The sequence below is a fragment of the Methanobacterium sp. CWC-01 genome (assembly GCF_030323845.1).
In the GTDB taxonomy this organism is placed as follows: Archaea; Methanobacteriota; Methanobacteria; order Methanobacteriales; family Methanobacteriaceae; genus Methanobacterium; species Methanobacterium aridiramus.
Genome location: NZ_CP040735.1, coordinates 1218918 through 1232304, shown reverse-complemented (window position 1 = coordinate 1232304; position 13387 = coordinate 1218918). Strand labels below are relative to the sequence as shown.

13 protein-coding genes are annotated in these 13387 nt (G+C 45.2%); 2 read left to right on the top strand and 11 right to left on the bottom strand.

What is annotated here, in order from left to right; translation table 11 throughout:
* Positions 1-8: 8 nt before the first annotated feature.
* The 8 genes from mtrC to mcrB are packed head-to-tail and all read right to left on the bottom strand — an operon-like array spanning position 9 to position 7304.
* Positions 9-821, bottom strand: a complete 813-nt coding sequence (gene mtrC, locus FGU46_RS06635) for a tetrahydromethanopterin S-methyltransferase subunit MtrC (protein WP_286473055.1) — start codon at positions 819-821, stop codon at positions 9-11.
* Positions 821-1546: a tetrahydromethanopterin S-methyltransferase subunit D gene (mtrD, locus tag FGU46_RS06630; RefSeq protein WP_286478305.1), complete on the bottom strand. Its 726-nt coding sequence runs from the start codon at positions 1544-1546 to the stop codon at positions 821-823. The genes mtrC and mtrD overlap by 1 nt, the downstream gene beginning before the upstream one ends.
* A 12-nt stretch (positions 1547-1558) precedes the next feature.
* Complete coding sequence (mtrE, locus tag FGU46_RS06625; protein WP_286473053.1) at positions 1559-2440, bottom strand: tetrahydromethanopterin S-methyltransferase subunit E; 882 nt, start codon at positions 2438-2440, stop codon at positions 1559-1561.
* A gap of 57 nt (positions 2441-2497) precedes the next feature.
* Positions 2498-4150 (bottom strand): coenzyme-B sulfoethylthiotransferase subunit alpha, encoded by a 1653-nt coding sequence (gene mcrA / locus FGU46_RS06620; RefSeq protein ID WP_286473051.1) that lies wholly within the window; start codon positions 4148-4150, stop codon positions 2498-2500.
* A gap of 17 nt (positions 4151-4167) precedes the next feature.
* Positions 4168-4917 (bottom strand): coenzyme-B sulfoethylthiotransferase subunit gamma, encoded by a 750-nt coding sequence (gene mcrG, locus FGU46_RS06615; RefSeq protein ID WP_286473046.1) that lies wholly within the window; start codon positions 4915-4917, stop codon positions 4168-4170.
* Position 4918: 1 nt separating this feature from the next.
* Positions 4919-5515: a methyl-coenzyme M reductase I operon protein C gene (mcrC, locus tag FGU46_RS06610; protein ID WP_286473044.1), complete on the bottom strand. Its 597-nt coding sequence runs from the start codon at positions 5513-5515 to the stop codon at positions 4919-4921.
* 2 nt (positions 5516-5517) lie between these two features.
* Complete coding sequence (mcrD, locus tag FGU46_RS06605; RefSeq protein WP_286473042.1) at positions 5518-5949, bottom strand: methyl-coenzyme M reductase operon protein D; 432 nt, start codon at positions 5947-5949, stop codon at positions 5518-5520.
* A 23-nt stretch (positions 5950-5972) separates the two neighbouring features.
* Positions 5973-7304, bottom strand: coding sequence for a coenzyme-B sulfoethylthiotransferase subunit beta (gene mcrB / locus FGU46_RS06600; protein ID WP_286473037.1), 1332 nt, complete (start codon positions 7302-7304; stop codon positions 5973-5975).
* 276 nt (positions 7305-7580) lie between these two features.
* Here mcrB and mmp10 point away from each other — a divergent pair, with 276 nt between their 5' ends.
* Together mmp10 and FGU46_RS06590 are read left to right on the top strand one after the other, a co-directional pair.
* Positions 7581-8831 (top strand): methyl coenzyme M reductase-arginine methyltransferase Mmp10, encoded by a 1251-nt coding sequence (mmp10, locus tag FGU46_RS06595; protein WP_286478299.1) that lies wholly within the window; start codon positions 7581-7583, stop codon positions 8829-8831.
* 56 nt (positions 8832-8887) lie between these two features.
* Positions 8888-10231 carry a methyl-coenzyme M reductase glutamine C-methyltransferase gene (locus FGU46_RS06590; RefSeq protein WP_286473034.1) on the top strand — a complete coding sequence of 448 codons (1344 nt, stop codon included), beginning with the start codon at positions 8888-8890 and terminating at the stop codon, positions 10229-10231.
* Between the two features lie 51 nt (positions 10232-10282).
* Here the strand turns inward: FGU46_RS06590 and FGU46_RS06585 are convergent, their stop codons facing one another.
* The 3 genes from FGU46_RS06585 to FGU46_RS06575 form a co-directional block, all read right to left on the bottom strand.
* Positions 10283-11503: a cation diffusion facilitator family transporter gene (locus tag FGU46_RS06585; RefSeq protein ID WP_286473022.1), complete on the bottom strand. Its 1221-nt coding sequence runs from the start codon at positions 11501-11503 to the stop codon at positions 10283-10285.
* 88 nt (positions 11504-11591) lie between these two features.
* Positions 11592-12482, bottom strand: a complete 891-nt coding sequence (locus FGU46_RS06580; protein ID WP_286473020.1) for an ATP-binding protein — start codon at positions 12480-12482, stop codon at positions 11592-11594.
* Positions 12479-13387, bottom strand: coding sequence for an ATP-binding protein (locus FGU46_RS06575; RefSeq protein WP_286473016.1), 909 nt, complete (start codon positions 13385-13387; stop codon positions 12479-12481). Before FGU46_RS06575 ends, FGU46_RS06580 begins: the two co-directional genes overlap by 4 nt.

Sequence of the window (13387 nt, the reverse complement as noted above, 5' to 3'; positions counted from 1 at the left end):
TATTCCTCCTAGTGTTCCTCCTCTTTAGGCCACATACCAGACCATTGGACAGATGCAGCTTCTTCACTTGATGCCTGTATGAATGCGTTCATGGATATGAACCAAGCGATGGCACCAAGAACAGCTATTACCCACCATGCTTTGGAGGATCCGATACCGAGTAATCCGGTAATGGCCATTGCCATGAAACCAGTGGCTGCGGCCAGTTTAAGGGTTCGAACCCGGTTTTCTTGTGGTCCTAAACAGGCGTTGAATGGGTGCTGTATGGCCATGGTGTTCATTATAAATAGCACACCAATAATTCCAGTGGAAATTACACTGACTAATATGGCTGGCATTAAGTAACTTCCGGCAATTGCGGCTGAGAATCCGAGGACGGATATGGCAGCTGCACCAGAAAGTTCCATGGTACATGAAACCAGGACAGGTATTTTCATTCCAATTACTTTGGTACCAAGCAGAGCCACTACACCGCCTAATATGACGGCTAACAGTACTCCAATCAAGGGTGCTAATATAGCGTAGCTCGCACCGATGAAAATACCACCGGCTAAACCGGCTATGACACCTATGGCACCGATGGCCAGGGACATGTATCCAATGGAAGGTACACCGGTACCTAAACCATAGCTTGCAACTCGCGCAATGGCGTCTGCGCCCCAAATAATGGCACAAACAGCTCCTAATGCGGCCAGAAGTGGTCCTATCACGGGGTCAATAGGGGTGGCATATATACCAATAATTCCGCCTACAACTCCCAGGGCCAAAGTTTGCTTTGGGTCTATAGCGGACTCGCCGCCTCCCCCTGCTGCAACTGACATTAGAAGACACCTCCTTTAAGTAGTAATACTCCAATTAATCCCGTAACAAGGGATGCAATAAGACATGCCAAAACACCTTTAGGGATTCTTTTGAATTTGGGGTCGTGGAATCCTTCAATGGTACCTCCAATGTTGTAGGAAGCAATTACTGCGTTAATAAAGAAAGTACCTAATGCGAATATTCCTGCGACCATGGCTGCGGCAATAGAAGTATTTCCACTTATCAGCGGAATGTAAGCTGGTAAAGTGACCAGTGATTCGTAGACCGCCCAGTAAATCAGGCCTCCACCTAGTCCACCTAATATTCCACCAATTACCCCACTGACGAAACACACCGTTGGAATACCGTGTCCTTCTGTACCGGGAGTTACGTACTTCTCTTGCGGTAATTTGGTTATTGGGTCGGTATTTACCTTTGCGGATACAGGCACACAGCCCACACCGTAAACGTATACCCAGTTACCTACCAGCATGGTTACGGCTATCATTAAAGCTGCACCACCGGCTCCGGCTGCTAATATGAGCCAGAGTGGCTGTCCAGTCATGGCTGCAGCGGTTATGAGTCCAGTCATACCACTACCAGCAGCCAGCATGGCAGTACCAGTTCCCACACCAGTAGCTGTTGCTATAGCTGCTGGAGCACCACCCACTGGTATGAAGTGTACACCTCCACCAATAAGGGCCCCGCCAACAGTTACAGCAGCGATCATTAATAATGGGTCCATCATAAAACCTCCTTACTCCTTATATGGTCCGTATTTGTTTCTGGCAAATACTTCGATTCGGTTGTTGATGTAGATCAGTAGTAAGACTATCACGAAAGATGCGACTACTCCACCAGCTAATCCAAAGACCAGGGTGACCCAGAAGCTAAGGAATACTATCAGTCCAAAAGCGAAACCAGTTACTGGTCCTCCAAATTTGGCACAGAAGTATACAACATCTATTGAGTTTCTGGGACCTAACTCTGATTGCCGGGTGATGTCACCGTGAATAGCTACAGGAATACCTCCACCGAATGGGTACTGCTGGTATTCCCTTTCAGCACCGTAGTGAACGTCTCCAGTTGATGAACCAATGGCTCCGATGGTTATACCCCATAAAACTGCTAAAAATGGCAATGCGAAGGGGTGAGCGAAACCTGGTATTTGTAAAGTCATCAGGTATGATAATCCTACTATACAGAACGTTGTAATAAATCCGTGGCCAGCAATTGGTCCTAAGTGCTGGGTAACAACATCCAGGAACAGTGGTTGATTAAATTGAGATTGACTCACTATCCTTCCCAAATGGGATGAAGTAGCGAAAGTGGCATGAACCAAAGCTGCTATGGCTGCTCCTGATGCAATAGACAATATGACAGGTAGGCTGAGTGAATTTAATAGAACAAAAGCTACGCCACCAGCTATACCGGCCCATGTACCCATGGAGACGGGTTCGCCTGAGACAGCCTTGTTGAACATTCTGTGTAAGTTACCCATCTGGGGTGCCAGTTGTACCTGAGAGTTGGGGTTACTCTGTGAACCAACGTCGGATTCCAGATCCTCTGCAGCACCAGCAATGGTAGCAGCTGCACCCATAAGAGCAACAACACCTAATCCTGCTATCATAGCCTCCATATAATTCCTCCTCTTAATTTTTTAAATAAATAAAAAAAATAGGTGTTTGCGTAACACCTATTTTGCTGGGCTAATTAAAGCTCTTTCACCGTCTGGTTCGAATTCTCGTAGAGCACCTTTGGCAAAGTTGGCCCTTACTTCGGAGAAGTCGAAGGTCAGGTTGTCGTCGGCAAAGGCAATTTTAACCAGTGGGTTAAGTACAAATGCGTCTCCACGGGCGGCGTGTGCAGCCTGAGAGATACCGGCGTATTCCCCTTGGTGACCCACGTTCATGGCGTAGTTGGGGTAGTTGGCTCCTCTCAGTTCCAGTGGTAATCCTTCGTCTCCACGGATGGAGAATACGTTGGATGCACCACACTGGTCCTGCAGGTCGTATCCATAGAATCCGAGCCTGGAGTGCTGTTCTTTGTGCAGGTACATTGACAGGTACCATCCACTAAGAGCAGTCTGAGCGTTTCCAGTGGCGTAACCAGTGGAACAACCGGATGCTGCTGCACAGATAGCTGCCCTCTGAGATCCACCGAACTGGTCTTCTAAGAGTGCAGGGTATTCTTCGTACTGTTCCAGGCCGTAGAAGGTTACTTCGGATGCTACGTCCAGCACGGTATCCATGGTGTTAGGTGCTTGGGCTACTCCGAACTTGTCCTCTACGTACTCTTTACCGAAGTAGCAGTAGTCGTCGAGGATGTTGTCAGTGTAGGCAGCGGTAGCGTACTGGGTAAATCCAACACCACCAGACATGTAGGAACCTAGCCAGATCTGATCGTATAACATAGCACCGGAAGCCACCACGTCCAGAGATACTCGGACAGGGTCTTCGTAGTACTTACGGGAGGACTGACAGATGTCAGCTAAGAATCCGAAGGCAATACCTCCAGGTTCGTTTTCCCCACGAGCACGTCGTACAGGTAGGTAGGTACCCATGTGGATAACTGCTGCGTGTTTAGCTGCGTAAGCGAAGTCACCAGTTGCGGCTTCCCCGGCAGCTTGTTTGTAGGCAGAAATCATGGACATACCAATCTGCATAGCAGACCATCGTGAGGTGGTTCCACCGTCACAGGTACGGGATACTATGGTTGGTATACGTACTGCTTGCCACATGCTGTCCCCAACTTCAGCTTTTAAAACTTCGGCTTGGTGTTCTGGGAACATTTTGTTGATGTCGATGACATAGGCAGAGTCGATTTCGTCTGCAATTTCGTCGTTACCAGTGAAGATTTTCACGTAACTGTCAGCCACCAGAGTTGGGTGGGTTTCCACCATGTGCTCTTGGACAACTGCAGCACCAGGCATAGCGTGGTTCACAGTTTCCAGGTAGTGAGTGATGGTTTCAGGGGTAACTTCTTTACCTAACCTTTTCTCAATAACGTTGTGGGCTGAGTCTAATCCCACAATAACGGTCCTTCGGATGTCGTCCCAGAATTGCTGCATAGCAGCGTTGTTGACGAAGTGAAGGTCGTCACCTTCCACGAAGGTGTCGGTGGTTGAAACCTGGTAAGGCATGAGGACCCTTTGACCCAGTGGAGTACCCACGTCAGGGTCGTATTGAGGAATTCCACGTTTTTTAGCCACTTCTTTACCAGCGGCCACGAATTCCCGCTTCCTCTCGGACTGTTGCCATCCACCGTATTTGTAGAAGGTGGTCTTGGTTTCCTCAGGAGCTTCTTCGAATTTTTCTTTCAATGCTCTTATAAACATCTTATCGGCCATAATCATACACCTCCTGATTATTCAGGACTGAAACCAGCCTCGGATCGGACCACGTGTATTCGGTGCAGTATTTCAACTGCGTCCTTGTCGTCGCGGTATGCTTCACCATCTTTTCGGTAGATAGTGGTCTTTTCTTTGAGGGTAGCTTCATCCAGTGGTTCTCCCATTACTACGGGTTCGTCCAGCTCGTCGCCGATCTGATTTTTGACTGCTTCCACTTTGCCGGTGTCTTTGTTTAAGACCAGCCTTCGCAGCATGTCAAACATCATACCATCTTCATCTAACCTGAGGGAGTGACCGTGTACAGTTTTACCCCTGATACCACTTCTGGCTGGGTCAAACCATTCGGTTTCCAGCAAGTACTTGGAGTATTTTTCCAGGTCTCTTTCTCTGGTTTCTATAATTTGCCTTCCGGATAGGGTACCAGCGTCGGCTCCACGGAACCTGCACAGGTATGATCTGGACCTGACGAATGGCTGAGCTGGGGCAAAGTACATGGAGTCAGTGAACTGAATGTATCGTACTCGGTCTCCTGCTTTTGCACCGTCAAGTGGCACCACCATTTCGCGAATGGCGTCGTCTGGTTCATCCATCTCTTCCAGAGGTGGGTGTACGCTTGGGTATTCTTCACCGGGAGCCCGGTGTCCCAGGATGTTCACCACATCCTCATCTGAGATTTCCCTGAGCTTTTCTAGTTCGTAGTCAGGGTCACTAAAATTTCTTCGGTTTTGAGCAACCTTAGTTGTTCCAGGATAATATTGTGCCATATCATGCACCTCCTAATGCTAATCTCACCTTTTTAATAATCTCATCCAATTTTTCTTGGGGACAAGTTTCTCCTCTAATAACTCCGCTTATTATGTCCACAATTTCACCTTTGGTATTGGGTTCTTCGGGCATAACAGCCTTAGTTTTGACACCAATTTTTGCGAAATCTTCAAAGTCCACCGGGTATTCACAGATAATCACACAGGGCCGGTCAACATGCCTGAGAATCAGGCGGGCCTTGTATATGATATGGTGTTTTACCCCTCCCAGGTGCACTACTACCACTTTAAACCTTTTGATCTGTTCTTCCTCCTTGACCGTTAGGCCCATGAGGCTCCCAGATCCAGCTGTGGGTGCATCCTGAGGCACTCCTGCTCCTGCGTTAAGTACCAGCGTGCTGGTGAGAATGTTAGCTTCCCGCAGGGCAAACGTGATTTCACAGACTGGCTTGGTAATGTGTCTCCTTCCAGGAGACATTGCTATAGCCAATACCTCATTTCCACACTCGGCAAAAGTACCGCGCTGCGCTATTCCGCCTCCTTCACCCATTCCCATGGTTTCTCTGCAGTCTACAACGTGGGTGCATTTGCCAATCATGTTCAGTCTTTCCTCTTGATTACAGTGGTTCTTTCACTGAGTTTTGCGTTCTGATCGGTTAACCCGATCATTTCTTCTGGTATCTGGTCAAGACCAGCGTACTTAATATCGTCGGTAACTGTTTTCTCCTTCCTGATGAAGGTTCCCACGTAAACGTTGAAACCGAAGGGAAGGTGATTTTCGCATATCGCTCTTACATCACTGATAGTATCTTCTTCATCAATTTCAAGAAGTATCCTACCGGTTTGTACCTGTAATTGTACTTTCTCGCCTTGGATGGTTATGGTCCGATCTGAACTTCCTTCCTTCACAGGTGGAAGTCTTGGTCCGTGTACCACCATCCTTTTAACGCCTTCCATCACTTCCAGTTCGTTTAGCAACTTTTCAGTGGTTTCTGCGTTTAATAATCGGTGTGGAAATATCTCGATGTCCATTTAACTCTTAGCCCCCAATTGGATTAGATTTGGTCTTTTATGTCTACTGCGGCCTCCACCACATATTTTAGTGGTTCTCGGAATTCGTCCACTTGACTGTACACTTCTTTGATAAGTCCGGAGGTTGATTCAGGTGAGAACATCTGGGTCCCGGCGTCTAATGCCATGGCTGCAGCCACACATGGGATGGCGAAACCTTTACTGTGTCGGGTCACGATGTGGTTACCGTTGAATATACCAGGACCTCCACCACCATAGATAGAGTGGCTGAAGAAAGAGAATCCTACAGCTACACCTTCGGCTCGGCCGAAGTCTACGCTTGGTAATCCAGTTGCGAATTCAAGAATGTCGTTGTAGTACAGAATGGTTGAGGATACACCTTGGGCAGCACGGGCAGCACCTTGGTTGACCATGGTCGCGGCAATTAATCCTGCAGCGGCGTATGCGTTCCATTTAGCTAAGTCGTCGGTTCCGTAGACTTTGAATCCATTTAATTCTTTTTCTACACTTACGACTCCATCAGCAGCAGATCTGTCCACCAGGTCGTTGATAACGGATCCTACAGTTCCTTCGGCACCGTTGTCCTTAACCAGGTCGAATACCAGGTTATCTGCGTTCATACCTTGGTAAGCCAGTCCGAGAAGGTGCATTCTTTCGAATTTACCTACTGCGTCACCCATTTCAAACATAGCGGATTGTTCCAGAATACTGGACAGAGCAGATGTTTGCATGGTGTTTTTCAAGGTTGCGGCTACTACGTGGTTTACCATGATGTTACGTAGAGCATATCCAGGGCCTTCCAGTTTCTGTGGTAAGTCCAGCATGGTGGCGATGTTTCCACCCATATACTCCACGGATTGTGGGTATCGTCCTAAGATGGCTGCTTTTACCATGTTGGCGTCATACATATTGACGTCGCAGACATCAATTATGGCCTGTATAAATGCTGAAGCAGTTACCAGTGGTGCGGCTGAGTATTCAGCTGCTGCTTCGAACCTTGCGTCTGGTATTTGCACCAGAGCCCTTTTTCCGCCGGCTAGTAGATCGACAGTGGTGTTGTCACCCTCATCTACTTGGATCATTTCCTTGGCTTTGGCTGCAATAGCATCAGCGTTGCCTACGATGTCCAGATCCATTTCTCGACCCAGTATTTTACATGCTGGTCCGCCGACTTTTGCAGTCTTTAAAGCGTTCTCTGTACCTTCCAGGTTTACAGCTACAGTCCTTTTAACACCTTGCACAATACTTTTTATGGCAGGGTTTTTTAACGGACTGAGGGCTTCTATAGGTACTTGTTCTTCAACAAGGTTGCCTCTGTCGTCGTACAAGTCGACCTTATCTTCAAACTTTGCCATTATTTCCCTCCTACAGATTCTTGTATACCAATTCTTCGTACCATATCAGAAAAAGTAGAAAAAAGGCTACTTATCCCGGGTTTAAACCCTATTTGGTACAATTTGGTATACGAACCTCATTTTCTCCCATGTATATTATTAAAGTTTCTTTTTGATTCAAGTAGAAAGATTTATATGTAGACCACCGGAAGAATTTTGTCCCAATACGTTCAACTTTCCTTACAAAAGGAGAACAAAAAAATAGCCTATATAATATATGAAGACATAGTAGATAGCATGCAGATAATTGCCGATATAGGCGGAATACCCGGTAAAAACTGCCGAGGGTTCTGTAAATACTGTTATTTTCGTAAAGTGAAGACCTTAGATCCTTTAGGATGTAGACAATGTTCACCAGGAAAATTGGGCTGTGAACATTGTACTGAAGGTGTTAGGGAGACGAAAACTGAGTTTATACCCCCATTCCTGGTTTTAGGAAACCTACAAAATTCTCTGATGATGGGAAATTACCGGGGGGGAGATCTGAAAATAAATATCAGTGGTGGTGGCGATTTAAGTTGTTATCCCTATCTATTAGAACTTACCTCGGCAATTTCACAATGGGGAATGCCCATTCACCTGGGTTATACCAGTGGGAAAGGGATAGATGATCCGCAGATGGCGGAGCAACTCATTGCTCATGGAGTGGAGGAGGTAACTTACACTATTTTTTCCACCAACCCCCTGCTCCGAAAGACTTGGATGAAGGATCCCACCCCTGAAGCATCGGTAGAGGCTTTTAGAATATTCTGTGAAAACTCAGAAGTTCATGCTGCAGCGGTGATCGTGCCCGGAGTAAACGATGGGGAAGAGTTGTTAAAAACATGTAACGACCTGGAAGAGTGGGGAGCGAATGCACTGATTCTTATGAGATTTGCTAATTTCCGTAACCAGGGGCTTATATTAGGCAATGAGCCAATTATCAATGGTTTAACCCCCCATAGTCTAGAAGAGTTTGAAGACATGGTGCGCGAAATAAACCGGGACTACCAATTCAGAGTAACAGGGACGCCCCTATGTGATCCTGAAACTGACGCTCCATTCGCCTTATCTCTGGATAAAAAAAGAGAATATGTGGATATTCTCTCAGAAATAAAATCTGAAGCCACTTTACTAACCGGTAAAGTAGCCAAGCCTTTCCTCGAAAAAATTATGGAAAATATTGGTGCGTCTGATCTGGTGAACGTGGTGGCTGCGGACCAGGATATTGGCTGCCTCATAACCCATGAAGAGTTGGAAGATTTGGACCTGAAAGACCTGAAAGAAACTGTAATCATCCCCGGGAGAGCCTTTGTCCATGACAAAAAGGCAACCGAGATATTGAGTCAGGACGGAGTTGAAAGACTTGTGGTTCGCGGCCCAGACAAACTTACTGTTGATGGAGAAATGAGTGGTACCCTCAGTAAAGAAGACGTGCTTAAAAAAGAGTTAATGGCATTTGAAGACTTGATTGAAGCCATAAACTTCTTTGGGGTCCGGAAAAAATAGGATTTAGGCCTATGATAGGCCAACCATCAGTACAATGACAAGTTTGCATAACATAAATGGAGATTACGGGTTTTCAGATGAGGAATGATTTTAAAATAACGATTTTAACCCCGGAATATTACACCTATGGCAGCATGGTGATTGGTGGGGTTCTGAAAGATGCAGGATACTCAGTCACCCTCCAAAAAGGCTTTCAGAATATTCCTAAAGCAGATGTAATTTTTATAAGCCTCCAATCAACCATTCACCTATTGAAATACCGGGACCAAATCCTCAACCTACCGGGTTATAAAATTCTGGGAGGCCCGGTCACCCAGGTCCCAGAGTTGGCCCTGGAACAACTCCCCGTAGATCTGATACTCAAGGGAGAGGGAGAAGTTACGGTATTAAAAATATTAAAAGAGCTAGAACTGTCTCCCAAGAAAGATTCAACCCCACAGTTGACCCTTGACCCTGATTTAGAAATGGTAAATAACAACCCAAAAGTTGTTAAAGGAACAAAATCATCCCTAAAAAGGCCAATCCCCCTAATACCTGAAAATATTAGTTCGGAAAGTATCAGAGGTGCTAACGTTTACATTGAAACACATCGGGGATGTCCTGGTAACTGTGGTTTCTGCCAGGTCCCCTGCTTTTTTGGTAGAAAAGTGAGAAGTCGGCCTGCAGATGATATAATTAACGAAGTAAAGGAATTTATGGAAAAGGGGGCCCGTAGAATTGCTATCAGTGGAGGTACCGGTTCTTTGTACGGCAGCCCCAAGTTCAACCAGGTTGATGAACAAGCCTTCAGCAATCTTCTCAGGGAAATATCAAATTTAACTGGTTCATCTAACCTTACCGTCCCTGATGTACGGGTAGATTTGATCAATGATGAAATTTTAGAGTCCATCAATCTATATACGAATAAATGGGTGTACTTTGGCATAGAATCCGGAAGTGAAAATGTTTTAAAGAAAATGAAGAAGGGAATAAATCTGGATGAAGTTCGAAATGCCGTGGAGTCTGCCCGGAGGTATGGTCTTAAAATTGCCGGTTCATTTATCGTGGCCTATCCAGGTGAAGATGATGAAGACTTCCAGGCCACTCTGGATTTTGCTGACGAATTAATGTTGGACGATTACTTCATAAGTATCGCGGAGCCCTTACCCGGCACTGACCTGGGGAATAAGATAGTCGAAATCCCTTTTAATGAAAACCCACTTTTCATTCCCGGAGAAAAATACAAAAAGTACGGGCTAAGCCTGGCGGAAGAGAGGGCCCTGGAATTTATGCTGGAATCATACGTATATCGAAGTTTACCCCAACCCATGACCGCAGAGTTATTCAAAGCACTTTTAGATGAAGTAAAATCCCAGGGAAAACATATTAAGGCTGTGACGCCGATGCTTATGGGCGGATAATTGGAAACATTATACAGGAAGGACTGGGATCATTACGGGCAATGAACGGGATCATCGAACCATGTTATAGGCGTTGTTCAAAATATCTTCTAAATTATCGCCTTCAACATCCACCTTTTGAATCAATTCTTCCATTAACACGTAACTGGGCCCTTCACCCACATCTTCACCAGCGATGAGCACATCCACAGATTCGTTGGCCAGAAATTCAGCGGATTTAATGCCTTTCTTTCTTTTCAGATTTCTTCCAGGATTAACCTTTATTTTAAAACTTTTTAAATTCCCTTTAAAAACATCCGCTATTAAAAAATAAGATGCTTTACCGAAGTGATTAGATACTGTTGACAGCAAGCCATCATTATTTTCTAGGGGGATTGCAAAACGCACCATATCCTTTTTTGCTGGTTCTATCTGTACGGTAAGGGTGTCCAACTCGGTTATAACCTCTTTTACCTTGACCTTCACCTTTTCGGAGAGTTCATAAGCTTTCTCCACGGGAAGCTCTTTTTTGGTCTCCAGATGAAGTTCTGCAAATACGAAGGGCCCTGATCTTCGAACTTTCATATCATGAATTCCCTCTACTCCTGGTATTGATTTTACTAGTGAATGGACTGTTTGGATTTTTTCAGGGTCCATACCCACATCCAACAGAACCAGAACGGCGTCCTTTCCCAGTTTCAGACCCATATAAATGATGAGAACGGCAACAAAAACCCCAGCAACACCCTGAATAGAAGTATAACCTAAATATGCCAAAAATATACCTGTAAAAACGATTAATGAAGATAATACATCGATTAAACTATGTTTTCCATCACTTATCAGGGCTTGTGATTTAATTTCCCTCCCTACTTTTTCCTTATACCGGGAGAACATCAGGTTTACCATGGCGGAAATGGCTGCCACTGACAAACTGATCAGGGGTATTCCGATTGGTTCTGGATTTAAGAAACTGTTGAAGGATTCGATGGCAATCTCAATCCCCGAAAAAATAATGATTAGAGCCACTATAAGCGAAGAGAATGTTTCTAATTTGTAGTAGCCATACGGAAACTTTTGGTCGGGCTTTCGTTGAGAAAAACGGAGCCCAATGTAGACTGCTAGAGAAGCGAATATGTCTGAAAAAGAATTGACTGCGTCGGCTATTAAAGCTATACTGCCAGATAAAACACCAACTATACCTTTTAAGGAAGCTAGGAAAATATTAGCCAGGCTAGAATACTTTGCAACGTTTTCTCCTCTTTTTAGATTGGCCTGAGCTTTTAAATCCATGGAGATCCCCTTGAATTATTATGAATGAAATCACTGAAAATTTGGGAATATTAGAAAAGGTAGAACCATCTATGACAATTGGTTTCTATCACCCCAGCATTGGCAAAAAGCTAAGTATTTCTTTGAAAATTTCTTCAAAATCCTTTTCGTAAACTACTGCCGGTTTAAGATTTATTAAAGCTTCTACAAATCTCTTGTCATAGGGAATCTCACCCAATAGGGGAATTTTTTCAGCTCTAGAGTAGTTTTCAATTTTTTTGGCGAATTTTTCGTTAATATCCCAGCGGTTGATTACCATTCCATGGGGAATACCAAAGAACCTCACCATCTCCAGGGCCCTTTGAAAATCGGCGAAAGCCACGGGTGTGGGTTCAGTAACCATAATCACATAATCACTTCCCCGAACCGAGGCTACAACTGGACAACCTATGCCTGCCGCCGAGTCTACTATTAAATATTCAGCCTGAAGATCTTCAGCCAACTGGTAGGCCCTATTTTTAACAGCGTCCACCACTCGTCCCGAACCAGATTCACCAATCTTCAACTGACCAGATACAACTGGGAATCCATAATCAGTTTCTCCAATCCCTATTTTTGCATTTTCTACTGGTTTGAATTCTATAGCACATTCCGGACAGGCCACCACACAGGCCCCGCAACCAACACACAGAAAATCATTGATATGTGGCATATTTTCTTCATTAAGCCAGTTAATGGCCCCAAATTTACAAGCACTTAAACAGGCTTTACGGGATTTACATTTATTTTTTTCCACTTGTGCCTTTTCAGTGGCCTTTATCGACTCCCAGGACTGGAAATCACCCTCTTCTAATCCTAAAACTAGTCCGAGATTAGGGGCATCCACATCACAATCGACAGCCACGATTTTATTTTCTTTCCCCAGAAGAACTGCCAGGGAAGAGGTTAAGGTACTCTTACCCACCCCACCCTTACCGGAAAGAATGGTAATGGTTTTCATTGATTTTCCTCCGCAGAAGATTGTTCCAGCCGAGTTTCTTCAACCATGTCAACAACAAATTGAGAAACCAAGTCACCAAGGGCAGGGACACCTCTAGAATAATTTTCCAGTATTCGTTTCTGGTAAGGGATTTCCAACACAACTTCCAATCCCATCTCACCAGCAAGGACTTTTATAAGGTCAAGTTTTCCCAGATCCGCCCGGTTTATAATAATTTTAGCTTCCAGTCCGATTTTTTCCAGTAATTCAAGGATGAGGCCCAAATCATGTTTTCCAAGGGGTGTTGGCTCAGAGACAGCCAATACCAGATTTGTATCCATTAAAGCAGCTATTACATTACAATGAGTCCCAGCAGCGGTGTCTATAACCGTTATTGGGTAATCTTCTTCCAATTGAGAAGCATATTTGCGAGTGGCATTCACCACCAGGGTGCTGGCCTCACAACCCACCTCTACCTCCCCAGAAATCAGCAAAAAATTTTCTGCAATTTCCGTTTCTGTACTTCCTTCCCGAGTTTCAATTTTGCCCTGGTATATTGTTCCAATTACCTGGCTGTCCTCGGTTATTGACCCTGCAGGGCAGGCCAGTATACATGCTCCACACCCATTGCATTGTTCCGGTATCAAAAAAGGATATTCACCGGTCACGAATACGATGGCATTCTGTCGGCATACTCTGGAGCAGGTACCACACTTCTGGCAGGTTTCCTGGTCAAAGGAAGGGAGTAAGGTTTCAACATCCATCACCTTCTGCCTGCTGATGGAAAGCAGCAAATGGTCATCGGGACACTCCACATCACAATCCACCAGAAGGGTCTTAACATGTTTGGCCATTTCATAGGCTACAGATGTGGCAACTGTTGATTTTCCGGTTCCTCCCTTTCCTCCGGTAACGGCTATTCTCAT

Coding starts and splice junctions, on each gene's coding strand:
- mtrC (WP_286473055.1), bottom strand. CDS start 821: ATGTCAGTTGCAGCAGGGGGAGGCGGCGAGTCCGCTATAGACCCAAAG.
- mtrD (WP_286478305.1), bottom strand. CDS start 1,546: ATGGACCCATTATTAATGATCGCTGCTGTAACTGTTGGCGGGGCCCTT.
- mtrE (WP_286473053.1), bottom strand. CDS start 2,440: ATGGAGGCTATGATAGCAGGATTAGGTGTTGTTGCTCTTATGGGTGCA.
- mcrA (WP_286473051.1), bottom strand. CDS start 4,150: ATGGCCGATAAGATGTTTATAAGAGCATTGAAAGAAAAATTCGAAGAA.
- mcrG (WP_286473046.1), bottom strand. CDS start 4,917: ATGGCACAATATTATCCTGGAACAACTAAGGTTGCTCAAAACCGAAGA.
- mcrC (WP_286473044.1), bottom strand. CDS start 5,515: ATGATTGGCAAATGCACCCACGTTGTAGACTGCAGAGAAACCATGGGA.
- mcrD (WP_286473042.1), bottom strand. CDS start 5,949: ATGGACATCGAGATATTTCCACACCGATTATTAAACGCAGAAACCACT.
- mcrB (WP_286473037.1), bottom strand. CDS start 7,304: ATGGCAAAGTTTGAAGATAAGGTCGACTTGTACGACGACAGAGGCAAC.
- mmp10 (WP_286478299.1), top strand. CDS start 7,581: ATGCAGATAATTGCCGATATAGGCGGAATACCCGGTAAAAACTGCCGA.
- FGU46_RS06590 (WP_286473034.1), top strand. CDS start 8,888: ATGGAGATTACGGGTTTTCAGATGAGGAATGATTTTAAAATAACGATT.
- FGU46_RS06585 (WP_286473022.1), bottom strand. CDS start 11,503: ATGGATTTAAAAGCTCAGGCCAATCTAAAAAGAGGAGAAAACGTTGCA.
- FGU46_RS06580 (WP_286473020.1), bottom strand. CDS start 12,482: ATGAAAACCATTACCATTCTTTCCGGTAAGGGTGGGGTGGGTAAGAGT.
- FGU46_RS06575 (WP_286473016.1), bottom strand. CDS start 13,387: ATGAGAATAGCCGTTACCGGAGGAAAGGGAGGAACCGGAAAATCAACA.